Raw genomic sequence first — 24,202 nt, 5'->3', positions numbered from 1 at the left:
CTCCGACGGACGACTCCGGCTCCGCCATCCTCGGCCCCGAGGAGGACGGCGCGCCGGTCTCCGTCACGAAGAATTTCTCCTGAGCCAATTGCCGCCGCGATCCTCGCGGCGACAGGACCCAGGAGAATCGTGACTGCCCTCGCCCGACGTACCTTTCTGATGGGACTGGCGTCCGCGCCGTTCGCCCTGTCCGCTGCCTGCGCCTCCGGAGGATCGGACTCCCCTGCCCCCGTCGCCGGGGGAGGTTCGCCCGGCGACTCCCGATTCCGCCGTTGGCCGCTCCACCGTCGACGATTCGGGCGTCCGGCACTTCACGCTCACCGCGCGAGCGGGCACGTCCGAGATCCTGGCCGGTCGCAGGACCCCCACCTGGGGTTACGGCGAATCGATGCTCGGCCCGACCCTCCGCGCCCGACGGGGTGAAGGGGTTGCCTTCGCCGTCGACAACGAACTGCCCGAGCCGACGTCGGTGGCATGCACGTCCCGGCCAGGTGTGACGGCGGACCGCACCAGTCGATCGAACCCGGCGCGCGGTGGGAGCCGTCGTGGACGGTGAACCAGCCTGCCGCCACGCTCTGGTATCACCCGCACCCGCACGGCTCGACCGAAAAGCACGTCTACCGCGGACTCGCCGGACTCTTCCTCGTCGACGACGACACGACCGACGCCCTCGCTCTACCGAGAACGTATGGCTTGGACGATCTTCCGCTGATCATTCAGGACAGGCGGTTCACCGCGGACGGTGCCGGCCTCCGCCGGGCGCGCATCGCGACGTCGACCAGCGCGACCGCGCCGAAGTAGGGAACCAATTCGGAGAGCCCCCAGGCGTGCGCCGCGAACATCGGAACTGCGAGCCGGGGCGTTTCGCGGACGGTTGCAGGCACTTGAACTTACTCGATAGTAGACACCCACCTTACCGCTGAGTAAGATAGATCGTGTCCACGCCCGAACACCGAGAAACAGCTGGTGATCATGAGCAAGCAAGACACTGTTGCCCCCCACGACAGCGCGAAGCGGAAGCCCCGCGACACGTCCGCCGTCGGACTGAATCCGGTCAAGCGCGACGCCATGGGTGCCGCGATGCGTGTGCTGACCAAGATCACCGGTTCCGAGCTGGCCGAGAAGTACAACCTGCGCCAGACGATCGACCGGGTGACCTACGAAGGCACGAGGACCGGCTTCAAGACACTTGGCGCCGCGACCCGCGGGTTCCAGAAGGTGTCCGGCGGCGGTGCGCCGAAGCGCCTCCCCGACAACCCGACCGCCAAGGCCGGCTACTTCGACCTCACCCCGAGCGACGAGCAGCAGATGATCGTCGAGACCGTGCGTGAGTTCGCGGCCGAGATCCTGCGACCTGCGGGCCACGACGCCGACGCCGCCGCAGCGGCCCCGGCGGATCTCGTGAAGCGCGCCGCCGAACTGGGCATCACCCTCATCAACGTTCCCGAGGAACTCGACGGGGCCGCCGGCGAGCGCGGGGCCGTCACCAACTCCCTCGTCGCCGAGGCTCTCGCCCACGGCGACATGGGGCTCGCCCTGCCGATCCTCGCGCCGAGCGGCGTCGCCGTCGCCCTCACCCAGTGGGGCACCGACTCCCAGCAGAAGACCTACCTGCCCTCGTTCACGGGCGAGCAGGTTCCGAACGCCGCCGTGGTCGTCAACGAGCCACGCGCACTGTTCGATCCGTTCGCGTTGCAGACCAAAGCGGTTCGCTCCCCCAGCGGTTACAAGCTCAACGGCGTCAAGAGCCTCGTTCCCGCCGCCGCCTCGTCGGAGCTGTTCATCGTGGCAGCCGAACTCGACGGCAAGCCCTCGTTCTTCATCGTCGAGGCCGACACCAAGGGACTCGTCGTCGAGGCGGACCCGAGCATGGGGCTGCGCGCCGCGGGCCTCGGCCGGCTCAACCTCACCGATGTCGCGGTGCCCGAGTCGGGTCTGCTCGGCGACGCCGACGCCGACGTGCGGAAGACCGAGTACGCCGACGCCATCCGGCTCGCCCGCCTGGGCTGGGCGTCGCTCGCCGTCGGCACCGGACAGGCCGTTCTCGACTACGTGATCCCGTACGTCAACGAGCGGGTCGCGTTCGGCGAACCGATCAGCAACCGTCAGGCGGTCGCGTTCATGGTCGCGAACATCGGCATCGAACTCGACGGCCTGCGTCTGGTGACGTTGCGCGGCGCCTCGCGCGCCGAGCAGGGGCTCTCCTTCGCCCGCGAATCGGCCCTCGCCCGAAAGCTGGCATCCGAGAAGGGCATGCAGATCGGCCTCGACGGCGTCCAGCTGCTCGGTGGCCACGGTTACACCAAGGAACATCCCGTGGAGCGCTGGTACCGCGATCTGCGCGCCATCGGCGTCGCCGAGGGCATCGTCCTGATCTGAGCGGCCGGATTCGAACTAAGGAAACTGTCATGATCAACCTCGAACTTCCCAAGAAGCTCAAAGCCTCCGCGAATCAGGCGCACCAGGTCGCCGCGGAAATTTTCCGGCCGATCTCCCGCAAGTACGATCTCGCGGAGCACGCCTACCCCAAGGAACTCGACACCATGGCCGCCATGGTGGAGGGACTCAACGACTCCGGTAAGGGTGCGGCGGGCGCCGCCCTCGGACGGGGAGACGAGCCGAAGGTCATCGGGAACGTCAACGGCGGCAACATGTCGTCGCTGATGAACGTCATCGAAACCTGCTGGGGCGATGTCGGTCTCACACTGGCGATCCCGTACCAGGGCCTGGGTAACTCGGCCATCGCCGCCGTCGCCACCGACGAGCAGCTCGAGCGTTTCGGCAAGGTGTGGGCCTCGATGGCCATCACCGAACCCGGCTTCGGTTCCGACTCCGCCGCCGTAACCACCACCGCGGTGCTCGACGGCGACGAGTACGTGCTCAACGGCGAGAAGATCTTCGTCACGGCCGGCGAGCGCTCCACGCACATCGTCGTGTGGGCCACCGTCGACAAGACGAAGGGCCGCGCCGCGATCAAGTCGTTCGTCGTCCCGCGCGACGCCCCGGGCCTGAGTGTCGCCCGCCTCGAGCACAAGCTGGGCATCAAGGCGTCCGACACCGCGGTACTGCTGCTGCAGGACTGCCGGATCCCCAAGGACAACCTGCTCGGCACGCCGGAGGTCAACGTCGAGAAGGGCTTCGCCGGCGTCATGCAGACGTTCGACAACACCCGACCGATCGTCGCCGGCATGGCGGTCGGCCTCGGCCGCGCCGCGCTCGAAGAACTGCGCAGCATCCTCTCCGACGCCGGTGTGGAGATCTCCTACGACACCCCCGCGTACAACCAGCACGCGGCCGCCGCCGAGTTCCTGCAGCTCGAGGCCGACTGGGAAGCCGCCTACCTGCTCGCTCTGCGCGCAACGTGGATGGCGGACAACAAGAAGCCGAACTCACTCGAAGCATCCATGTCGAAGGCGAAGGCCGGGCGCACCGGAACCGCCATTTCCCTCAAGGCCGTCGAACTCGCAGGCACTTTGGGCTACTCGGAGCGCCCGCTGCTCGAGAAGTGGGCGCGCGATTCCAAGATCCTCGACATCTTCGAGGGAACGCAGCAGATCCAGCAGCTGATCGTCGCTCGCCGTCTGCTCGGAAAGTCGTCCGCCGAGCTGAAGTAGCAGCTCGAGGGGGACTTTCATCGAGGGGTGTAGCCCCCGCCGCGCTCACCTGCGGCGGGGGCTTCTTCGTGCGGGACATCCGGCTTCGCCGGACCGCGTGGCCGGACCGGCCTCTTCATCTACGCTGAACGGGAAATCCGTCACTGCAGCCGGAGGGGTTCGCCATGCCAGCTCAGCACTTCCTCACCAAGATCACGGACACCGTGGGAGCTGTGCGGGTGATGAACCGCGCAGGCCTCGTTCCCTTCCCCCGCGTCGACCAGGGCGTCCGCTCGATCCTGGCCGTGCGGAAGTTCGGTCCGTTCGCCGGGCCCGTCCACGCGAATGCCGAGGCCGGGCTGGATGCGGTGGCCCTGATCGACGAGCGCGGCCCGCTCACCTACACCGACATCGAGGAGCAGTCCAACGCCCTGGTGCGGGCCTGGCAGGCCGACGGCATCACTCCCGGTTCGGTCATGGGATGCATGTGCCGCAATCATCGCGGCCTGGTCCTCACGATGCTCGCCGCCGCCAAGAACGGCACCAAGCTGGTGCTGATGAACACCGGGTTCGCCCGGCCGCAACTCGTGGACGTCGCCGCCCGCGAACAGGTTCAGGCGTTCGTGTACGACGACGAGTTCCACGCGGTCGCCGAGGCCCTCCCGGACGAGGTCATCGCCTATCGCTCCTGGGTGGAGGACGATTCGACATCCCAGGTCCGCACACTCGACGACGTGATGGAGGGCAGAGACCGCAGTTCGCTCCCCGCGCCGTCCACGCAGGGCGGATTCGTCCTCCTCACCAGCGGCACCACGGGCACACCGAAGGGCGCTCCCCGCGGACACACGTCGCCGCTCGCGTCGGCCCAGTTCCTCGACCGGGTTCCGCTGCGACGCGGGCAGACGATGATGATGGCGGCCCCCGCCTTCCACGGGACGGGAGTCTCCCAGTTCGCGCTCGCGCTGGCGCTGGGCCAGACCGTGGTGATGCATCGCAAGTTCGACCCGGAGAACACGATCCGCCTGGTCGAGAAGCACCGTTGCGACACACTGGTCGTTGTTCCCACCATGCTGCAGCGCATCATCGACCTCGGGCCCGAGACCCTGGCCAAGTACGACACGTCGAGCCTGAAGATCATCTTCGCGGCCGGGTCCGCACTCTCCCCCGACCTCTGCAAGCGCACCACCGCCGCCTTCGGCGAGGTGCTCCACAACCTGTACGGCTCGACCGAGGTCGCCGTCGCCACCGTCGCGACTCCGGCCGACCTCGCGCTGGCGCCGGGCACCGCGGGGAGGGCACCCGTCACCTGCCACGTGGAACTCTACGACGAGTCGGGTCAACGGATCACCGAACCCGAGACCGTCGGACGAATCTTCGTCGCCAGCGGTCTCAGCTTCGCCGGCTACACCGACGGTCGCGACAAGGAGCGCATCAACGGTCTGCTGTCCACCGGCGACGTCGGCCACTTCGACCGCAACGGCCTCCTCTTCGTGGACGGCCGGGACGACGACATGATCGTCTCCGGCGGCGAGAACGTCTACCCCCTCGAGGTCGAGAACCTGCTCGCCGACCGCGAGGACGTGCTCGAGGCTGCTGTGATCGGTGTCGAGGACTCCGAATTCGGCCATCGCCTCAGGGCTTTCGTGGTACCCGGTCCGGGGTCCGCGAAGGACGCCGACGAGTTGAAGGCCCACGTCAAGTCGAACCTGGCGCGGTACAAGGTGCCCCGCGAGATCATCTTCATCGAGGAACTCCCCCGCAACGCGACGGGCAAGTTGCTGCGTCGCGTCCTGATCGAGATGGACGTCACGGAGAGCTGATCCCGATCGCGGCATCGGTGAACCGGTTCGTGTAGATCTGTTCCGCCGTCAGCGAATCCGGGATCGCGGCACCCCCGGCAACGAGGATCGGTTTCAGTTCGTCGACCGTCCCCTGCACTCGCGCCATGTCGTACGTTCCGACCGATCCGTCGGCCTCGTTCGCGATCAGCCCTTCGTCCTTCAGCAGTTGGGCACTGAACTCCGCCTCGCCCTCGGAGTAGGGCGAGAACGAGGAGTCCCGGGACACGACGTCCACGATGGCCTCGTTGGTGACCCCGGGAGCGGTGATGTAATCGGCGGTGGACTGCTGGATGATCGGCACCAGTTTCTGCAGGCACGGCGTCAGAGACTCCAGCTTGTCCGCGCGAACGGAGATGTTGGACGCGTAGATGTCGAAGCCCGAGTCCTTCAGGAGGTCGTAGGCGACCGGCTTGTCCCAGGCGGGAGTCTCGTACTCGTAGGTGAACGGCTCCGAGTTCGCGAAACCCTGTTGCGCGATCGCGGGATCCCCGACGAACCGGGAGGGCGCGCCGTCGTAACTCGTGTCGATCTGGGACTCCTTCAGCAGACCCCGGGCCACCAGCCACTGGGGGAACAGCTGTTCCTTCGAGACCACCACGAAGGCATCGGACTGCCCGATGTCGGCCACGGTCCGCCAGTCCGGGTGGGTCTGCGCATCCCACATCAGGATCGCCGGGCTGTAATTCAGCAGCGGCGTCACCGCCACGACCGGTTGGCTCGCGGCGGCGGCGATCACCTGATCCCCGTGGACAACGCCGAGTGCGATCGAATCGTCCACGTACATCTGCGACGTCACCGACTGGAAGCCGATCGCCGGACCGCCGGCGCGGAGTGTCAGATCCACACCCGTGTCCTTACCGCCGGCCACCAGCGGTCCGGTCACGGACTTCTCGTCGGCGTCGACGGCGTATCCGGCGCCGAGCATCCGGAACAACCCGCCCATGTCCGACTGCGGCTGCCACTGCAACTGGACCACGACGTTTTCCGGGCACACCCCGGCGAGAGTCTGCGATTCGGCGGCGGGTTCGAGGGTGATCCCGGCGGCGCTGCCGCCGTCGGCCGAGCTGCACGCCGAGAGGCCGAGTGCGGCCAGCACGACGGCGGACATGCCCGCCTGCCGGAGGGTCCTGATGTTGCGGTTCATTGTTCTCCTCGCGAACACAATCGATGACGGTGGTCGCCGGCACCGCGGAGGTGCGGCGAACACTCGTGACGACCAAGGGAATTCGGTGCCGGCTCGACGCGTCGGCGGCCGGTGCGCCCAGTGTGCACGCGAACTGATTACATGCAATATCGATTTTGTTTCGGTCACGTGAACGACCGCCTTGGTGCTCGCTATCACGCCACCTACTCGACGTTCTGCGCAGGATCGGCCACATGTCACCGGGTGTTCACACTTCGCAACCCGCAAGACATACATGTAATCGAGACTATTCCTATCGAAAGGACCGATTCGTTGCATGCATTAGTCACTGGAGGTTGGGATGAGACTCGCCGACACGACGCGGGACGTCGACGCCCGCAGGCTCACACACGACGTCGCGATCGCCTTCAGCAGCGTCGTCAAACGGTTCGACACGGGAACCGTCGCACTGGACGGCATCGACCTCGACGTTCACCGCGGCGACTTCGTCGCCGTCGTCGGACCTTCGGGCTGCGGGAAGTCGACACTGCTGAGAATGGCCGCGGGACTGGAACGTCCGACCGAAGGATCCGTGACCCTGGCCACCGACTCCGTCGGGTTCATCTTTCAGGAACCCACACTGCTGCCCTGGCGGAGCGTGCGCGCCAACGTGGAACTCTCGGCCGAACTCGGCCGGGGCGACGCGGCGGTCCGGAAGGCACGCGCGGCCGAGGCCGTCACCGCCGTCGGGCTGGACGGTTTCGCCGACCAGCTACCCCGGTCCCTGTCCGGCGGAATGAAGATGCGCGTCTCCCTCGCCCGCGCCCTCACGCTCGCACCCGAGGTGATGCTCCTCGACGAGCCGTTCGGGGCCCTCGACGAGATGACCAGGCTCGACATGCAGGTCGAACTCCACCGGCTGTACAGCAACCGGGGGTTCACGTCGATGTTCATCACCCACTCGGTGTCGGAAGCGGTGTACCTCGCCAACCGGGTCGTCGTCATGACCGCGCGGCCCGGACGGATCGCCTCGGTCGTCGACATCGACTTCCCTCACCCGCGAAGCCCCCAACTGCGATTCGACCCGAAATACACCGAGTACGTCGCCCAGATCTCGACCTGCCTGCACGGGAGCACACGATGACCGAAGCACCTGCCGTCCTGCCCCTTCCTGTCGCGACCGCGCGGACCCCGGCCGTGACGGACACGGGCTCGCAGGCGCGGCGACCGCGAACGGTCACGGTGGCCACGGGCCTGCTGTTTCCCGTGCTGTCGCTGGCAGGAGCACTCGCACTGTGGTCCGCGGTGAGCTGGTTCGTCCTCTCCCCCGAACGGCAATTCCTCCTTCCTCCGCCGAATCGTGTTCTCACGCAGTCGCTCCTGGACTGGAAACACCTGTCCCCGATGCTCGAGGCGCTCGCCGTCACTGCCCGCGTCGCGCTGGTCGGCTTCGTCGTGGCCGTGCTCGTCGGAGTCGGTACCGGAGTCTTGATGAGCCGCGCGAAGTGGATCGAACGGATCATCTACCCCTACGCCGTGGTGCTCCAGGTGATTCCGATCCTCGCGATCGTCCCGCTGATCGGCCTCTGGTTCGGTTACGGAATGACGGCCCGCACACTCGTGTGCGTCCTCATCGCGGCCTTTCCCATCATCACCAACACTCACTTCGGACTCCAGTCCGTCGACCGCGGCCTGCACGAACTGTTCACACTCGGCCGGGCATCCCGATGGGATCGCCTGGTAAAACTGGAACTTCGCGCGGCACTGCCCGCCGTCCTCGCCGGCATCCGCACCGCGTCCGGCCTCGTCGTCGTCGGCGCGATCATCGGAGACATGTTCTTCGCCAAGGGCGAGCCCGGCATCGGCACGCTTCTCGACGTGTTCCGCAGCCGGCTCCAATCCGAGGATCTCATCGCCGCGATCGTGATCGCATCAGTCTTCGGCGTCGCCGTGTTCTCCGCGTTCGGCATCCTGTCCCGACTGCTCGTCGGCAGCTGGCACGCGTCCGGCCACAAGTCCTGACCACCGCTTCCCCGAAAGGCCGTCATGCCCACTTCCCCGTTAATCGTCCCGACCGTCGACATCAGCCCGTATCTCGCCGAGGGAGCGCGCGCCCACAACAGCGCCGAATGCGCTCGTGTGGCAGCGGAACTCGACACCGCGTGCCGTGAGGTCGGCTTCGTCCAGATCGTCGGTCACCGGATTCCCGGAGCGACGGTCGACCGCCTCACCAGTGCGCTCGACGAATTCTTCGGACTCCCGCTCGAGACCAAGAAGAAGTACCGGCGCTCCTCCGCCGAGAACCGTGGGTACTCGCCGCCCGCGTCCGAGTCCCTGAGCATGAGTCTCGGGGTGGAGTCCGCGAACATGATGAACGACTTCTACGAGGCCTTCATCGTCGGGACCGAGACCACCGAGTACCCCGAACTCGAACTCCCCGAGACCAGCTACGCCACCAACACCTGGCCGGAGGACGCCCCGGCGTTCCGCAGCAGCGTGGAGGAATACTTCGCGCGCGCCCAGGTACTTGCACGAATTCTCCTGGCCGCGTTCGCCGATGCCCTTCGGGTGGAACCGGGATACTTCGACGCGATGGTCGACCATTCGATCAATGCATTGAAGATGAACAACTATGCGCTCCCCGAGGGCGAGGCCGCATTCGACGGCGATGCCACCGGCATGGGCGCACACACCGACTTCGGAATTCTCACGATTCTCTGGACCGATCAGGTTCCCGGCCTGCAGGTCCTCGGCTCCGACAACACGTGGCACGATACGCAGCCCGCCGACGACGCGTTGCTGATCAACCTCGGCGACGCCATGGCCCGGTGGACCAACGACCGGTGGCGCTCGACCGTGCACCGGGTGAATCCGCCCATCACCGACGGACAGATCATTCGCCGGCGATCCGCGGCGTTCTTCTTCGACGGGAACCACGACGCCGTGATCGCACCGCTCCCCGGCACGCTCGTCGACGGGGAGCCGGGATACCCGCCGATCACGGTCGCGGAGAACATCGCGGCCAAGGTCGCCGGATTGAAGGCAGGCGTCAAACCGGCTGCGGCACTTCGCGAAGCCGCACGGGTGCGGTCCGCCCACTAGCGGGATCAGCCGGTGGGAGGCCCTCCCGCCGGCGATCGAATAGAGTCGACGCAGGAGCCGGGCCGGGCGGCGAGGTCACGACCCGCCCCGAGGGAAGGGTTCGGAAGGATCGATGACACACACGGAACGAGCCCTGCTCACCGAATCCGTTCACGACACTCTTCGTGAACAGATCTTCTCCGGCGAACTGCCCCCCGGCACGCCCCTCAGCGTTCCGGCGCTGGCCGCGAAACTCAACGTCAGCCGCACCCCCGTCCGGGAGGCCGTGCAGCAACTCATCTACGAGGGCATCGCCGTCTACACCCGCAACGCGGGCGCCAAGGTCGATTCGCTCGACGCGGACTCGATCCGCGCCGTCTTCGAGGTCCGCGAGGTACTCGACGGACTGGCTGCATTTCACGCGACTGCCGCTGCCACCCATGAGACGGTGCAGCAATTGAAGAAGATGGTGCAGGTCCAACGTGAACTGCTGGACGGTCCCGCCGATCAGCGTCGCGATTCACGGCTCGACCTCGAATTCCACACCCTCATCCGGGAAACCGCCCGCAACAAGCCGCTGAGCGAAGCCCTCCTGCGGTTGGACGGGCAATCGCACCTGTACCGGTCGGACATGTGGAGTGCGGATCTGAATCGGAGACTCGCCGTCACCGAACACGAGCGGATCGTCGGGGCCATCGAGTCCGGAGATGCGGTCGGGGCGCGGGCAGCAGCGTGCGCACATGTGGCGGGATTGCTGATACGGACGACGCGTATGTGAGAACCGCCCCCTCGACCGGGGGCGAGCGGAGACAAAAAAGAACCGGTGTCCTGGAATCCAGGACACCGGTTCTTCGGTGGTAGCGGGGACAGGATTTGAACCTGCGACCTCTGGGTTATGAGCCCAGCGAGCTACCGAGCTGCTCCACCCCGCGTTGCATGAACAAAGTTACACGAGCGAACGAACGGATTGCAAATCGCCCGGAAAGAGTCCGAGTAGCAACCTTTCAGCACCACTCGAGTCACATCTGTTACCTAAAAGTTATGATGCTCGTCACATTCTAGGCGAAATCTGTAACGCTGCCGAAACCTCAAATTTCAAGGACGACCTGGGAAAACACCGGTCGTTCGTCCCAGTATTTGGACGCCCGTCACAGAAAATCGACCCGTGACCATTCCGTGATCACCGCGTACGTTCGTTGCCAGCCCGAAACTACCGGGCAACGCCGACCCGCCGCAGCTCGACCTGCCCCCGCGGGATTCGGAATCCCGACACCTCGAGGGGCAGGGACGAGGACAGATCGACCACCGGGTCGGCACACCAGCCGTTACCGCACACCACAACCTCGTCAGCAGGCGCGGAGAGGAATCAACCACATGACCAATTCCAGCATCGTCAAGCGGACCATGGGCGCAATTGCACTCACCGGAGCAGTCATCGGAGTGCCGCTCGGTCTGAGCACCGGCACCGCATCGGCTGCTTCCGGAGACTGGGACGCCGTCGCAGCGTGTGAGAGCAGCGGCAACTGGGGCGCCGACACCGGAAACGGCTTCTCGGGCGGTCTGCAGTTCACCGACAGCACCTGGGCAGCGAACGGCGGCAGCGGCTCGCCGGCCAACGCCTCGCGCGAGGAGCAGATCCGCGTCGCCGAGAACGTCCTGGCGACCCAGGGCCCCGGCGCCTGGCCGGTCTGCGGACAGTACCTCTGATCCGCAGCACATTTTCGGGAGTGCCCCGCACGCAGCACGACTGCGCGCGGGGCACTCCTGCATCGCGTGGCCTCGCAATACACCACCGGGACCCGATTTCCTGCCATTTCGACGTGAGCCGCTGCACAAAATAGTGGTGATCCGCGACACATAACAGCGGGGTAACGAATAGACTCCGAAACGATATCGAGGCGGACTGACCTGCACAGACAGGGTGAATTCGCCTTCGGCGCCAGACAGCTGTCCACCATTTTCGCCAGGTGAACTGCGGCCGAAGCTCCCGTACGGTCGCTCTCGGCCCGAAACAACCGGGCGAAAGCCGGCCCGCCGCTGCTAGCTCTGCCCCGCGGGTTCGGAATCCCCGAAACCTTCGAGGGGCAGGGACGCGGCACAGAATCGCAGCCCGGCGTGACGACGCAGACGTCGTCACCCGCAGGCCGGCCACGCCAGCAAGCGCGGAGAGGATTGACCCCGCATGACCAATCACAGCATCAGCAAGCGTGCCCTCGGCTGGATCGCCGTCACCGGAGCCGTCGTCGCCGTCCCGCTCGGACTGAGCACCGGCACCGCCTCCGCCGCTTCCCACAACTGGGACGGCGTCGCCCAGTGCGAGAGCGGCGGCAACTGGGGAATCAACACCGGAAACGGCTACTACGGTGGTCTGCAGTTCTCGCAGAGCACCTGGGAGGCCAACGGCGGCACCGGCTCGGCATCGAGCGCCAGCAAGGCCGAGCAGGTCCGCGTCGCCGAGAACGTTCTCGCGACCCAGGGCCAGGGTGCATGGCCGGTGTGCGGTCAGTACCTGTCCACCGGTGGCGGCGACGTCGCCGAGGCTCCCGCACCCGCTCCGGAGCCCACCCCGGCTCCCGCCCCCGCGGCTCCGGCTCAGGTCCAGGCACCCGCCCCGGTCCAGCCCGCCGCACAGCAGGCGCTCGACGCCGCGCGTCAGGTCGCGGATCAGAACGGCTACGGACAGCAGTTCCAGCAGCTGGTGGACGCCAACCCGCAGTTGGTCGACGCACTGCGCTGATCTTCCGATCAGATACGACGAGGCCCTGTCATCCGGTTCGGATGACAGGGCCTCGTTCTGCGTTGAAGCGCCTCTACTTCGGGATCGCCTCGTACGCGGCGACCGCCTTCTGGACGCGGGCAAGGGCTGCGCCGTACGCCGCGAAGTCACCGCTGCGCTGCGCCGACGTCAAGGCGTCGAGCGACGCGTCCAACTCCGCCACGGCCGCCGAGACATCCGTGCCGGACGGCGGCGTCGCCGGGGCGGTCGGCGCCGGTGCCGCACCCTGATCGACCGGCGGCGTGGTGCCGGTCTCCGGAGGTGTCCCCTCTTCCGCACTGGGTGCCGTCGCCACCGAGCCTGTGCCGGCACCGAACACCTGGTCGAGCGCCTGCGCCAACGTCGGGGCGTACCCGACGCGCACACTGTTACTCGGCGGCGGCTCGCGGTAGCTCACCAGCACTCGCGACAGCTGCGGGAACGTCGACGTGTTCGGACCCGTCGAACTTCGCTCGGTATACATCGGTTCGACGTAGAGGATGCCGCCGTCCGCGATCGGCAAGGTCAGCAGGTTGCCGTACTGAATCTTGTTCGATCTCTCGAGCAGGGTTCTCTCCGACGCCACCCGTGGATCCGAGATCATCGAGTTCTGCGTCTGCTGCGGACCCTGGGTCTGCGTGTCCGTCGGCAACTGGAGCACCGTGAACTTGCCGTAATTCTCCGGATCCGATTTCACCGACAGATATGCGGACAAGAATTCGCGACTGTAACCGACCATCGCGCTGGTCAGATTGAACGACGGTTTCCCGGTCTCGGGATCACCGACCAGCACGTAGTACGGCGGCTGGTTCGCGCTCGTGTCGATCGTGGGATCGCTCGGCACCGACCAGAACGCGTTGTTGGTGAAGAACTCCTTGGGATCGTCCACGTGGTACTTGGCGAGCATCTCGCGCTGCACCTTGAACAGGTCCTCGGGATAGCGGAAGTGCGCTCGCAGTTCGTCGGGAATCGAATCCGCCGGCTGAACCGCATCCGGGAACACACCCATCCATGCGTCGAGCACCGGATCGTTCTGATCCACCTGGTAGAGCTTCACGGTGCCGTCGTACGCATCGACGGTGGCCTTCACCGAGTTGCGGATGTAGGACACCTCCTTACGGGGCAGCAGGCGGCCGGTGTTCTGGTCGATGCTGTCCTCGACGAGTCCGTCGAGCGAACTGCGCTGGGCGTACGGGTAGTCCTGCAACGTGGTGTAGGCATCCACGATCCACACGACCTTGCCGTCGACGACGGCCGGGTACGAGTCGCCGTCCGCGGTCAGCCACGGGGCCACGTGCGTGACCCTGTCCCGTGGGTCCCGGTTGTAGATGATCTTGGAATCCGAACCGATGGCACCGGAGAACAGGATGTTGCGCTCGGTGTACTTGGCCGCGAACGCCAGCCGGTTGAACCAGTTGCCGATCGGCACACCCCCGGAACCGGTGTACGTGTAGCGCGAGGTGTCGGTGTCGTACTCGCGCGGGTCCGAACCTCCGGATCCGCCGACGATCGCGTAGTCGGCGTCCGTGTCGGCGATGACCTCGCCGTAATAGATGCGCGGCTGCTGGACCGGAATGACCTGATTACCTGCCTCCTGCGAGGCGATGTCGCTGACCATGTAGACGGGGTAACCACTGTTGCTGTTGGCGGCTTCCTCCGCGGACTCGCCGGCAGCGGCGTTCACCCGGTTCGCGGGGGCTGCGACCAGTCCGTTGCCGTGCGTGTAGACGGTGTGCTTGTTGATCCAATCCGTCTGGTTACCCGTCAGGCTCTTGGACGACAACTCGCGGGCCGCGACGATGTAGTCACGCAACTGCCCGTCGATGTCGTACCGGTCGATGTCGAGCGTCGGCGGGAAGCCGTAGAAGTTCTTCAACTGTTGCTGCTGGGTGAACGTCCGCGACAGGATGTTCGGATCGAGCAGTCGCGTGTTCTCGATCGTCATGACGTCGGCAGGCACGTCCCGCGGCGGCTTCGTGCCATACCCCTGATAGTCCTGGTACTCGACCTTGTCGTCGGTAATGCCGTACGCCTGCCGCGTGGCAGCGATGTTCCGCTCGATGTACGCGCTCTCCTTGTCGGCGGCGTTGGGACGCACCGAGAACTGCTCGACCACGAGCGGCCACACCGCGCCGACCAGGATGGAGGAGAGCACGAGAAGCGCTGTCGCCATTGCGGGAATCCGCAGATCGCGCAGGAAGATCGCCGCGAAGAAGGCGCCCGCGCAGATGACCGCGATGGCCAGCAGGATCAGCTTCGCCTGCAGCACCGCATTCATGTCCGTGTAGCTACCACCGGTGAACGTGGGTTCCTTGCGGCTGCTCGACAGCAGCGAGTAACGGTCGAACCAGTACGCGACGGCCTTGAGGAGAATGAACGTTCCCGCGAGCACCGCCAACTGGACTCGCGCCGCATTGGTCAGTGCCCCGCCCCGGCCCGCCAGTTTCAGCCCGCCGAAGATGTAGTGCGTCACCAGGCTCGCGAAGAACGCCAGCAGAACCGCGACGAACAGCCAGTTGAGGACGAAACGGTAGAACGGCAGATCGAAGGTGTAGAAGCCGACGTCGAGGCCGAACTCGGGATCGGCGACGCCGAACGCGCCGCCGTTGACGAACAGCTGCACCGTCACCCAGCTGGACTGGGCGATGAGCCCGGCGAGCAGCCCCACCGCGATCGGAATGGCAAGGCCGAACAGGCGCAGCCGAGTCATCACCGTGGTGCGGTACCGCGCCACTGGATCGTTGGGACCCGACACCGGGACGAAAACCGGCCGCGAACGGTAGGCGAGCAGCAGTGCCAGCCAGACGATTCCGCCGACCACGACACCGACTACGAGGAAGAGGAGCAGACGGGTGATCAGGACCGTGGTGAACACACCCCGGAATCCGACCTCACCGAACCACAACCAGTCCGTGTAGGTACTGATGAGCCGAGGACCCACCAGCAACAGGGCCGCGACGACAAGCGCCAGCACCAGCAGCACTCGGCTGCGTTTGGACAACGACGGTAAACCTGCGGGGGGCCGCATGCCCACGTGCCACACTCCAAGAACTCGGCGACGCTGTCGCGCCGCGATCAACTGCACCGTTCGTTCGTCCACACCCGAACAGCAAGGGCGTGACCGTTTCGTCCCACTCTACGTAACAACCGGGAGATGCGGCCGTCGGTCCTGTGCCGGGGGTGCGAAGATGGGTCTCGTGAGTGAAGAGAATGTGAACAGAGAGACGGACGCCCTCGCCCGCTGTGTGCGCGAGGTGGTCGAATTCGTCGATGCCGGAGGGTGGGATCAGCCGCCCCAGATGTTCGCACTCGTCCCGACCGAACTGCTCGCGGCCGCCGAACCGAGCCTGCTCGACCAGCTCGCCGACGGCTCGGAATTGACCCCGGTGGAACAGGATCCGTTCCCCGACGACATCGACGGCGGGTCGCGCGCACTCGACGAGTTCCTCGCCACCACCAGCTGGCCGGAGTCCGTGGTGGGGTGCGCCCTCGTGCAGGAGATCGTCGTTCTGCCGCCCGAGGCGGAGTCCGACCTCGACGACGCGCTCGTCCCCCTGCTGTCCGATCGCGACGCCGCCGACGACGCCGCGCGGGCCGCGGCCGAGTCGCATCCCGACCGCCGGTCCGCCCGGTTGATCGCCGCCGTGCTGCGCGACGGACCGTCGTTGTGCCTGATGCAGTTGCGCCCCGACGAGGACGCCGACCCGTACGCCGGGATCGAACTGCTCACCTACGAGGATCTGGCGCCGAATCTCATCAGCGCGTTGTACGCCACCCTCGACGCGACCGAGGAGGACTGACCGCTCAGCAGTGCGGCGCGTCGGCTCCGGTATTGATCGCCTCGAGCGCGTCGACGGCGCCGTCGAGGTTCTCGACCTTCACCAGCCGGAGCCCGTCGGGCGCACCCTGGCGTGCCTCGTCGCAGTTCTTCGCCGGCACGAGGAACGTCTCGGCGCCCGCCTCCTCCGCGGCGATCAACTTGTACTTGATGCCGCCGATGGGGCCGACGTCGCCGTCGGAGTCGATCGTGCCGGTGCCGGCGACGAACTTGCCGCCGTTGAGTTCGCCCGGGCTGAGTTTGTCGATCACGGCGAGGGTGAACATGAGCCCTGCCGAGGGGCCGCCCACGTCGGCGAGGTTGAAGTCGATCGTGAACGGGACGTCCGGGATCTCCTCGGGAGTGATCCCCAGGTAGCCCTTGGACTCGTCGTCCGGGCGTGCGCCGAGCACCACCCGCACCGTCGTCTCGGCGCCGTCGCGCCGGATCACGATCGGCACCTCCGTGTTCGGGGGCACATCGGCCACCGCCTCCTGCACGCCACCGACCGTCGAGACCGGCTTTCCGTCGACACTCACCATTACGTCGCCCTCGCGCAGCAGTCCCTGGGACGGTCCGTCCTCACCGACCTTGGCGATCCGCAGGTCCACCGGCTTACCCAGGAAGTGGAGCGCCGCGAGTTCGGCGCTGTCCTCCGACTGCTGGAAGTCGGCGTCGTTCTCCTGTTTGACCTCGTCCTTCGACTTGTCCGGCGGGTACACCTCTTCGCGGGGGACGATGCCCTGACGCCCACTGGCCCACAACCCGAACGCTTCGAACACGTTGAGGTCGTCGCGCACGGCGACCGTCGTCATGTTGAGGTGGCCGGTGGTGTCGTCGACCTCCGTTCCCTCGATGGCGACGACTTCCTCACCCCCCACTTCGCCGAGTGTGTTGAACGTGGGTCCCGGCCCGAGGGCCACGTACGGCACCGTGATCACCGTGCCGAGAATTCCGAGTACCACGATCGGGGCCAGCGCAGCCAGAAGCGTCACGATCCGTCGATTCACCTGGACCAGCGTAGAGCGCGAACACGTGGACACCGTTGTCGGCCGTCCGCGTGTTCGCCGTCAGCGTGACGAGGTGGACACCACGGAACCACGCGCCTTGTACCGTTGAGTCATGAGCAATCCGCCCTTCGGCTTCTCCAAACCCGACGACGATCCCGATCGTGACAAGAACACGGGGGATCAGAACGGGCCCGACCGCGACAAGAACGCGGGCGGTTCCGACGACTTCGGTTTCGGGGCGGGTGGTTTCCCCGCCGGGGGCTTCGACCCGGCCGCCCTCGGCCAGATGCTGACCCAGTTCGGCCAGATGCTGAGCGGGATGGGCACGTCGATGGGCTCCGGTGAGCAGACCGGCCCGGTCAACTACGAGATCGCGAAGAAGCTCGCGCGCCAGCAGATGGGGTCCGTCGCTCCCATCACCCAGGGCAACTCCGAGGCGATCGCCGATGCCTCACGGCTCGCGGAACTGTGGCTCGATGCCGCGACGACGCTGCCCGCGGGCGCAACGAAGACCGTCGCGTGGACGCCCAACGACTGGCTCGACAACACTCTCGACACCTGGAAGCGGCTGTGCGACCCGGTCGCGGAGAAGGTGTCCGGCATGTGGGTGCAGGGGCTGCCCGAGGAAGCGCAGCAGATGGCAGGCCCGATGATCGGCATGATGAGCCAGATGGGTGGCCTCGCGTTCGGCTCCCAGCTCGGCCAGGCCCTGGGGCAGCTGTCCAAGGAGGTGCTCACCTCCACCGACATCGGTCTCCCCCTCGGTCCGGCAGGCACTGGCGCACTGCTCCCCGCCGCGGTGGAGCGGTTCAGCAAGGGCCTCGAACAGCCCTACCGCGAGATCCTCGTCTTCCTCGCCGCACGGGAGGCCGCCTACCAGCGCCTGTACAGCCACGTCCCGTGGCTGCGTCAGCGTCTTCTCGCCACCGTCGAGGAGTACGCCCGCGGCATCACGATGGACTTCTCGGCCATCGAGGACATGGCGAAGGGACTCGACCCGTCTGCACTGACCGATCCGTCGCAGCTCGAGAACATCCTGCAGCAGGGCGCATTCGAACCGCAGACCACACCCGAGCAGAAGCAGGCTCTCGAGCGACTCGAGACGCTGCTCGCCCTCATCGAGGGCTGGGTCGAGGTCGTCGTCGCGTCGGCACTGAACGACCGACTCCCCGGCGTCGCGGCCCTCAGCGAGACGCTGCGCCGCAGGCGTGCGACCGGTGGACCCGCCGAGCAGACGTTCGCGACGCTCGTCGGACTCGAACTGCGTCCTCGCAAGGTCCGGGAGGCCGCGCAGCTGTGGACTCGCCTCACGTCCGAGTCGACCGTCGATGCCCGTGACGGTGTGTGGGCCCACCCCGACCTGTTGCCCGACTCATCCGATCTCGACAGCCCGGATGCGTTCGTCGAACGTGTGCTAGGCGGCGGCGACGGCGGCGACTTCGACAATCCGATGGCACAGCTGGAGGCAACCGAGGCGCGCGAGCGGGCCGAGGAAGCCGAACGCGGCAAGTCCGGCAAAGACGACGAGTCCGAGTCCTGACCTTCCGATCCCACCAATTTTCGATAGCGGGAAGTCTGCAGGTCGAGGCATGTTTCGGCCTGTGGACAACCCGCGTTTTCGGCGCTGATGCCCGGTCGTGGCCTGCGATCCTCAGCGTGTGACCATCCAGCCCACACCGCACGTCGGTGTCACTCTCGATCCCCGGATCGCCGTACTCGTCCGCCCCGACGGGCGGGTGCAGTTCGGCTGGGATCCCGAACGCGCGCTCGTACTCGCCCCGCCGCCCGGGGTCCGGACCGAGCAACTCCTGGCCGTCGTCCGACTGCTCGACGGCAAGAACTCGCGGCCGCACATCCTGTGGACCGCCGTCGGGTACGGCCTGGCGCCCACAGACGTGTCGAAACTGCTCGGCGACCTCGACCGGGCCGGTCTGATCGATGTCGCAGGCACGTCCCCCGTCGCGGACACGATCCCGATTCGCGTGCACGGGCGCGGCCCGCTGTCGGATGCGGTGTCGGCCGGGCTCACGGACGGCGGTATCCGGGTCTCCCGCTCCTTCCGCTATTCCGCCGACAGCGACGTCCGGCGGTGGAACGTTCTGTGCGTCGTACTCGCGGACGATCTGGTGGCAGAACCTCGGCTCGTCGCGGATCTGGTCCAGAACGGCATACCGCACCTGCAGGTCCGGCTGCGTGACGGCCGCGGTGTGGTCGGCCCTCTGGTGCTCCCGGGCCACACCAGTTGCCTACGGTGCGCCGACCTCCTCCGTGCCGCGTACGACGAGGACTGGCCGCACCTGTCCGCTCAGCTCCTCGGGACGGTCGGGCACGCGAGCCCCGCCGTGATCATGGCCACGGCAGCAGTCGCCCTCGGCCAACTCGAAGCCGTCTTGGCCGCTCCGCGAGGCGCGCCGCCCAGCAGCCTCGACGCGACGCTCGAGATCGATCTCGGCGCGCACCGGCTATCGACCCGGCGCTGGCCACGGCAGGCGAGCTGCAGCTGCACGTATCTGGCACCCGCCGTGGGCGAATCGAACCGGCTTCGGTCATGATGCATGATGGTGGGGTGTCCGACATCCCCCGCAGGAGTTCCGCCCGCACCGCCAAACTCGCGAGCATCCCGTTGGGGATCGCGGGGCGTGCCGCGATGGGCTTCGGCCGGAAGCTGACCGGCGGTGACAAGGACGAGATCGACGCCCAGCTGAGCGCGAAGGCCGCCGAGCAATTGTTCGCGGTCCTCGGCGAACTCAAGGGCGGCGCCATGAAACTGGGGCAGGCGCTCAGCGTCATGGAGGCGGCGATCCCCGAGGAGTTCGCGGAACCCTACCGTGAATCGCTGAACAAGCTGCAGGCGCAGGCGCCTCCCCTGCCCGCGCGGGCCGTCCACAGAATGCTCGACCAGCAGCTGGGCACCAAGTGGCGTGACCGGTTCCAGTCGTTCGACGACACCCCGACCGCATCGGCCAGCATCGGCCAGGTGCACCGCGCCTTGTGGGCCGACGGTCGCGACGTGGCCGTCAAGGTTCAGTACCCCGGCGCCGACGAGGCGCTGCGCGCCGACCTGAAGACGCTCGGCCGGTTCGCGGGACTGTTCGCCTCGGTCATGCCCGGCGTCGACGTGCGCCCGGTCATCGACGAGTTCACGGCCCGCACCGAGGAAGAACTCGACTACCGGATCGAGGCGAACAATCAGCGCCGCTTCGCCAAGGTGTACGACGGGGATCCACAATTCGCGGTTCCGCACGTGGTCGCCAGTGCCCCCAAGGTGGTGGTCACCGAGTGGATGTCGGCGAAGCCGCTGTCGGCCATCATCGCCGACGGCACCCCCGAGGAACGCAACACCGCGGGTGCACTGCTCGCGGAGTTCCACTTCGCCTCCCCCACCCGCGTCGGCCTGCTCCACTGCGATCCGCATCCGGGCAACTTCATGTTGCACAGCGACGGCCGCCTCGGTGTCATCGATTTCGGTGCCGCGGCACCGTTTCCGCACGGTCTTCCCCCGGTGCTCGGGTCCATGGTCCGGCTGGCGCTCCACGAGCAGTTCGACGAACTGACGGAGTTGCTGCACGCCAACGGATTCGTTCTGCCCGGCCGGACGGTCACCGACAAGGAGATCGCAGACTACCTGCGTCCCGTCACCGACCCGATACGCACCGAATCGTTCCACTTCACCCGTGCCTGGCTGCAGAAGGCCGCGGGTTCCGCGACCGACTTCAACAGTGCGCAGTTCCGGACGGCCCGGGCACTGAATCTGCCGGCGGAGTACCTGATGATCTTCCGGGTTCTCGTCGGCTCGGTGGGAATCTGCGCTCAGCTGGACGCGTACGCGCCGTACATGGAGATCCTCACGCGGTGGCTCCCCGGGTTCGCCGAGCCTGCACCCGAGGACGAAGACACCGTCTGACCTCGAAGACACAGAACGGGCGTTCGCCCGGACCACTCGTGTGAGTGGCCGGGCGAACGCCCGAATTCTCCCGCCCCGTACCGGTTTCTACGCACAGACCAGAGTCTGAGTCTTGCGCGGACGTCCCCGGGGACGCTTGCGGGCGATCACGACACCCTGGTCGAAGATCTCCCCACCCCACACGCCCCACGGCTCACCCCGATCGAGGGCCGCGTCGAGGCAGCGGGAGCGGATCGGGCAGGACGCGCACAGCGCCTTCGCCTGTTCCAGCTCGGTGGGAGAATCCGCAAACCACAGGTCGGGATCATCGACCCGGCAGGGCAGGTCACCACGCGCGGACACTATCTGAACAAATCCGCTTGTGGCGGTTGAGGTTTCGGATACCCCTCGGCATGTCACGGTAGACACGTCCTTCTCCTCTGCTCTCATTGCGACGGTCAATTCTTCGGTTCGATGAAGTGGGTGCGAACCAGAGCCGAGGCTGCGAGCGGGAAAGGTGCTCGAACTACAAAGGCCACGGTCCGCGATGCGGGTCCGTGGCCTTGAAAAGACGGTGGGAGTTGGCCTACCGAGGAATTCCTCGACAACTCCGATACACGGACTCGACTGCTGCTGCGGGACGACGACGGGCTGCCGACCAGACAATCGCCGGTGCCGCTTCCGCCGCGTTCATGCCGAACAGTGCGGAGGCAGCAGCGACTGCCGTCTCATGTGCTTGGTACTTCGTCATTTCACTGCCACCTCCATTTCTTCTCGATCCGATGTGAACCACACGGGTCTCCCCGCGCACTGAAACCACAGTAGGCAATTCTCCAGAACCGCACAACCTATTTTTGACCTGCAGTGATGCGCACTACTCACTCACCGCGCGGGAGTCGTTCAGGGACTACCGCTTCCCTTGATCACACCGAGGACGTCCTCACCGAACTGCTCGAGCTTCTTCGCACCGATCCCGGGGATCGCGACGAGCCCGCGATCGTCCTGCGGTCGCTGCTCGGCGAGAGCCGTCAACGTGTTGTCGCTGAACACCACGTACGCCGGAACCTTCAGCTCCCGCGACTTCTCGAGCCGCCACGACCGCAGCGATTCGAGCAGTTCCACGTCGACGTTCGACGGGCACCCTTCACAGCGACCGAGCATGGTCGCGGTCGTCCCGATCAGCTGTTTTCCGCACAGCCGGCACCGTGGACGCTTCTTGGTGCTCTTGGCGGGCGCCGCGATCCGCGAGGCAGGTGAATCCTCGGGGATGAGGCCGTGCAGGAACCGCGAACGGCGCCGCGACTTGCGGCCGCCCTCGTTCCGGGACAGCGCCCACGACATCTGCAGGTGCTCCCGGGCGCGGGTCACGCCGACGTACAGCAACCGGCGCTCCTCCTCGACGGCGGCCTCGTCCGGTGCCGAATTGGAGTCGCCGAGCACGTGCTGGATGGGCAGCGTTCCGTCGGTCAGCCCGACGAGGAACACGGCGTCCCATTCGAGCCCCTTGGCGGCGTGCAGGGACGCGAGCGTCACACCCTGCACGACGGGTGGGTGCCGCGCCTCGGCCCGCAGGCTCAGTTCACGCAACAGCGCGTCGAGGGTCAACTCCGGGTCCTGGGTCAGCTGCTCCTCGGTGAGCGCGACCAGCGCCGACAGCGACGACCACCGTTCGCGAGCCTGCGCACCCGCCGGTTCCGCGTCGGTCAGCCCCAGCGGAACGAGGACCGCGCGGACGAGCGTGACCAGGTCGGCGCCGACCGCATCCGGCAGGTCGTCGCGACCTGCGGCCTGACGTAGTGCCGCCACGGCCTGACGCACCTCGGTACGCGTGAAGAATCCCTCTCCGCCCCGGACCTGGTACGGGATGTCGAGTTTCGTCAGCGCCTGCTCGTGCACCTCGGACTGGGCGTTGATCCGGTACAGGACCGCGATCTCCGCGGCCGGAGTGCCGGACGCGATGAGCCGCTTGATCGTGCGCGCCACCCCGGCGGCCTCGGCCGGCTCGTCGTCGAACTCGACGAAACTCGGCTCCGGTCCGGAGTCGCGTTGCCCGATCAGCTGCAGACGGGTGCCCGCGATCCTGCCGCGCGCCGCTCCGATCACCCGGTTCGCCATCGACACGACCTCGGGGGTCGAACGGTAGTCGCGCTCGAGGCGCACGACGGTGGCCTCGGGGAACCGGCGCGAGAAGTCGAGCAGGTAGTTGGGTGTGGCGCCGGTGAACGAGTAGATGGTCTGGTTGGCGTCACCGACGACGGTGAGGTCGTCCCGCTCCCCGAGCCAGGCGTCGAGGACACGCTGCTGTAGCGGGGTGACGTCCTGGTACTCGTCCACCACGAAGCACCGGTACCGGTCGCGGAACTCCTCGGCGACAGCCGAATGCTCCTCGAGCGCCGCCGCCGTGTGGAGCAGGAGATCGTCGAAATCGAGGAGCATCCCGTCCTGGCCGCGGGCCTTGAGCTGCTCGTAGCCGTGATAGACCTCGGCGACCTTCGCGGCGTCGACCGGCGCCTCCCTGCGTAACTTGGCCACCGCACGCGGGTAGTCCTCCGGCGCGATCAGCGAGGCCTTGGCCCACTCGATCTCGCTCGCCAGGTCGCGGACGCTCTCCGTGCTGGTGGACAACCCGACCCGTCCGGCGGCGGACGACACGACCGCGAACTTGCGGTCCAGCAGCCGCCATTCCGTGTCGCCGATCACCTGCGGCCAGAAGTACCTCAGCTGTCGCAGTGCGGCGGCGTGGAACGTGCGCGCCTGAACCTGCGCTCCCCCGTCGCCGATCCCGAGGCTGCGCAGCCGGCCGCGCATCTCGCCCGCCGCGCGAGCCGTGAACGTGACCGCCAGCACCTGCCCCGCGGCGACGTGCCCACTGGCCACGAGGTGCGCGATACGCCGGGTGATGGTCCGGGTCTTCCCTGTTCCGGCCCCCGCCAGCACACACACCGGGCCCCGGGGAGCGAGTACCGCTGCGGACTGTTCGGGATCGAGACCGGTACTCGTCACCTCTGCTGCGCCGGCTGCTGACATGGCGTCCATCATGACAGGGGCAACCGACACGGCGCGAAGCGGACGAACACCGCAGTGGGAACACACGACGGA

The 24,202-nt window shown here is 66.9% G+C and carries 17 protein-coding genes, 1 tRNA gene and 2 pseudogenes; 14 read left to right on the top strand and 6 right to left on the bottom strand.

Annotated elements, in window-relative coordinates; translation table 11 throughout:
- Positions 1 to 129 precede the first annotated feature (129 nt).
- From RHA1_RS52100 to RHA1_RS31285, 4 genes and pseudogenes are all read left to right on the top strand, one after another.
- Positions 130 to 747, top strand: a pseudogene (locus RHA1_RS52100) (multicopper oxidase domain-containing protein); the annotation flags it as partial.
- Positions 748 to 966: 219 nt separating this feature from the next.
- Positions 967 to 2,379: an acyl-CoA dehydrogenase family protein gene (locus RHA1_RS31295; protein WP_016883139.1), complete on the top strand. Its 1,413-nt coding sequence runs from the start codon at positions 967 to 969 to the stop codon at positions 2,377 to 2,379.
- A 29-nt stretch (positions 2,380 to 2,408) separates the two neighbouring features.
- Positions 2,409 to 3,614, top strand: a complete 1,206-nt coding sequence (locus RHA1_RS31290) for an acyl-CoA dehydrogenase family protein (protein ID WP_005240205.1) — start codon at positions 2,409 to 2,411, stop codon at positions 3,612 to 3,614.
- Between the two features lie 164 nt (positions 3,615 to 3,778).
- A complete protein-coding gene (locus RHA1_RS31285) occupies positions 3,779 to 5,413 on the top strand; it encodes an acyl-CoA synthetase (protein WP_011598312.1) in 1,635 nt (544 codons plus the stop codon).
- Here RHA1_RS31285 and RHA1_RS31280 read toward each other — a convergent pair.
- Complete coding sequence (locus RHA1_RS31280) at positions 5,400 to 6,578, bottom strand: substrate-binding domain-containing protein (RefSeq protein WP_011598311.1); 1,179 nt, start codon at positions 6,576 to 6,578, stop codon at positions 5,400 to 5,402. The genes RHA1_RS31285 and RHA1_RS31280 overlap by 14 nt on opposite strands.
- 340 nt (positions 6,579 to 6,918) lie before the next feature.
- Here RHA1_RS31280 and RHA1_RS31275 point away from each other — a divergent pair, with 340 nt between their 5' ends.
- The 4 genes from RHA1_RS31275 to RHA1_RS31260 all read left to right on the top strand — a co-directional run bounded on the left by RHA1_RS31275 (position 6,919) and on the right by RHA1_RS31260 (position 10,416).
- The gene (locus tag RHA1_RS31275) at positions 6,919 to 7,701 is read left to right on the top strand and encodes an ABC transporter ATP-binding protein (RefSeq protein WP_011598310.1); all 783 of its coding nucleotides are present in this window, start codon (positions 6,919 to 6,921) and stop codon (positions 7,699 to 7,701) included.
- On the top strand, positions 7,698 to 8,579 hold the full coding sequence (locus tag RHA1_RS31270; RefSeq protein WP_011598309.1) for an ABC transporter permease: 882 nt from the start codon (positions 7,698 to 7,700) through the stop codon (positions 8,577 to 8,579). Before RHA1_RS31275 ends, RHA1_RS31270 begins: the two co-directional genes overlap by 4 nt.
- 24 nt (positions 8,580 to 8,603) lie before the next feature.
- Positions 8,604 to 9,659: an isopenicillin N synthase family dioxygenase gene (locus tag RHA1_RS31265; RefSeq protein WP_011598308.1), complete on the top strand. Its 1,056-nt coding sequence runs from the start codon at positions 8,604 to 8,606 to the stop codon at positions 9,657 to 9,659.
- 112 nt (positions 9,660 to 9,771) lie between these two features.
- The gene (locus RHA1_RS31260) at positions 9,772 to 10,416 is read left to right on the top strand and encodes a GntR family transcriptional regulator (protein WP_009479591.1); all 645 of its coding nucleotides are present in this window, start codon (positions 9,772 to 9,774) and stop codon (positions 10,414 to 10,416) included.
- 77 nt (positions 10,417 to 10,493) lie between these two features.
- On the opposite strand, the gene RHA1_RS31255 is transcribed toward RHA1_RS31260, so the two are convergent.
- A tRNA-Met gene (locus RHA1_RS31255) sits at positions 10,494 to 10,570 on the bottom strand.
- A 442-nt stretch (positions 10,571 to 11,012) separates the two neighbouring features.
- Here RHA1_RS31255 and RHA1_RS31250 point away from each other — a divergent pair.
- Both RHA1_RS31250 and RHA1_RS31245 read left to right on the top strand, forming a co-directional pair.
- Positions 11,013 to 11,342 (top strand): annotated as a pseudogene (locus tag RHA1_RS31250) (transglycosylase family protein); the annotation flags it as partial.
- A 478-nt stretch (positions 11,343 to 11,820) separates the two neighbouring features.
- Positions 11,821 to 12,375, top strand: coding sequence for a transglycosylase family protein (locus tag RHA1_RS31245; RefSeq protein ID WP_009479589.1), 555 nt, complete (start codon positions 11,821 to 11,823; stop codon positions 12,373 to 12,375).
- A gap of 73 nt (positions 12,376 to 12,448) precedes the next feature.
- Here the strand turns inward: RHA1_RS31245 and RHA1_RS31240 are convergent, their stop codons facing one another.
- On the bottom strand, positions 12,449 to 15,427 hold the full coding sequence (locus tag RHA1_RS31240; protein ID WP_011598307.1) for a UPF0182 family protein: 2,979 nt from the start codon (positions 15,425 to 15,427) through the stop codon (positions 12,449 to 12,451).
- 154 nt (positions 15,428 to 15,581) lie between these two features.
- On the opposite strand from RHA1_RS31240, the gene RHA1_RS31235 reads away from it, so the two are divergent.
- Positions 15,582 to 16,193, top strand: coding sequence for a PPA1309 family protein (locus RHA1_RS31235; RefSeq protein ID WP_009479587.1), 612 nt, complete (start codon positions 15,582 to 15,584; stop codon positions 16,191 to 16,193).
- Positions 16,194 to 16,197: 4 nt separating this feature from the next.
- On the opposite strand, the gene RHA1_RS31230 is transcribed toward RHA1_RS31235, so the two are convergent.
- A complete protein-coding gene (locus tag RHA1_RS31230; RefSeq protein WP_009479586.1) occupies positions 16,198 to 17,220 on the bottom strand; it encodes a YlbL family protein in 1,023 nt (340 codons plus the stop codon).
- A 112-nt stretch (positions 17,221 to 17,332) separates the two neighbouring features.
- On the opposite strand from RHA1_RS31230, the gene RHA1_RS31225 reads away from it, so the two are divergent.
- From RHA1_RS31225 to RHA1_RS31215, 3 genes are all read left to right on the top strand, one after another.
- Positions 17,333 to 18,760 carry a zinc-dependent metalloprotease gene (locus RHA1_RS31225; protein WP_011598304.1) on the top strand — a complete coding sequence of 476 codons (1,428 nt, stop codon included), beginning with the start codon at positions 17,333 to 17,335 and terminating at the stop codon, positions 18,758 to 18,760.
- Positions 18,761 to 18,878: 118 nt separating this feature from the next.
- Positions 18,879 to 19,772, top strand: a complete 894-nt coding sequence (locus tag RHA1_RS31220; protein ID WP_009479584.1) for a bacteriocin biosynthesis cyclodehydratase domain-containing protein — start codon at positions 18,879 to 18,881, stop codon at positions 19,770 to 19,772.
- Positions 19,769 to 21,124 carry an ABC1 kinase family protein gene (locus RHA1_RS31215; protein ID WP_011598302.1) on the top strand — a complete coding sequence of 452 codons (1,356 nt, stop codon included), beginning with the start codon at positions 19,769 to 19,771 and terminating at the stop codon, positions 21,122 to 21,124. Before RHA1_RS31220 ends, RHA1_RS31215 begins: the two co-directional genes overlap by 4 nt.
- 87 nt (positions 21,125 to 21,211) lie before the next feature.
- Here RHA1_RS31215 and RHA1_RS31210 read toward each other — a convergent pair whose 3' ends face one another.
- Entirely contained in the window at positions 21,212 to 21,553 is a 342-nt protein-coding gene (locus RHA1_RS31210; protein ID WP_016883149.1) for a WhiB family transcriptional regulator, read from the bottom strand.
- Between the two features lie 450 nt (positions 21,554 to 22,003).
- The gene (locus RHA1_RS31205) at positions 22,004 to 24,142 is read right to left on the bottom strand and encodes an ATP-dependent DNA helicase UvrD2 (RefSeq protein WP_009479581.1); all 2,139 of its coding nucleotides are present in this window, start codon (positions 24,140 to 24,142) and stop codon (positions 22,004 to 22,006) included.
- Positions 24,143 to 24,202 lie beyond the last annotated feature (60 nt).

Source organism: Rhodococcus jostii RHA1, assembly GCF_000014565.1.
GTDB lineage: Bacteria > Actinomycetota > Actinomycetes > Mycobacteriales > Mycobacteriaceae > Rhodococcus_F > Rhodococcus_F jostii_A.
This window is presented reverse-complemented; position numbering and strand designations above follow the sequence as displayed.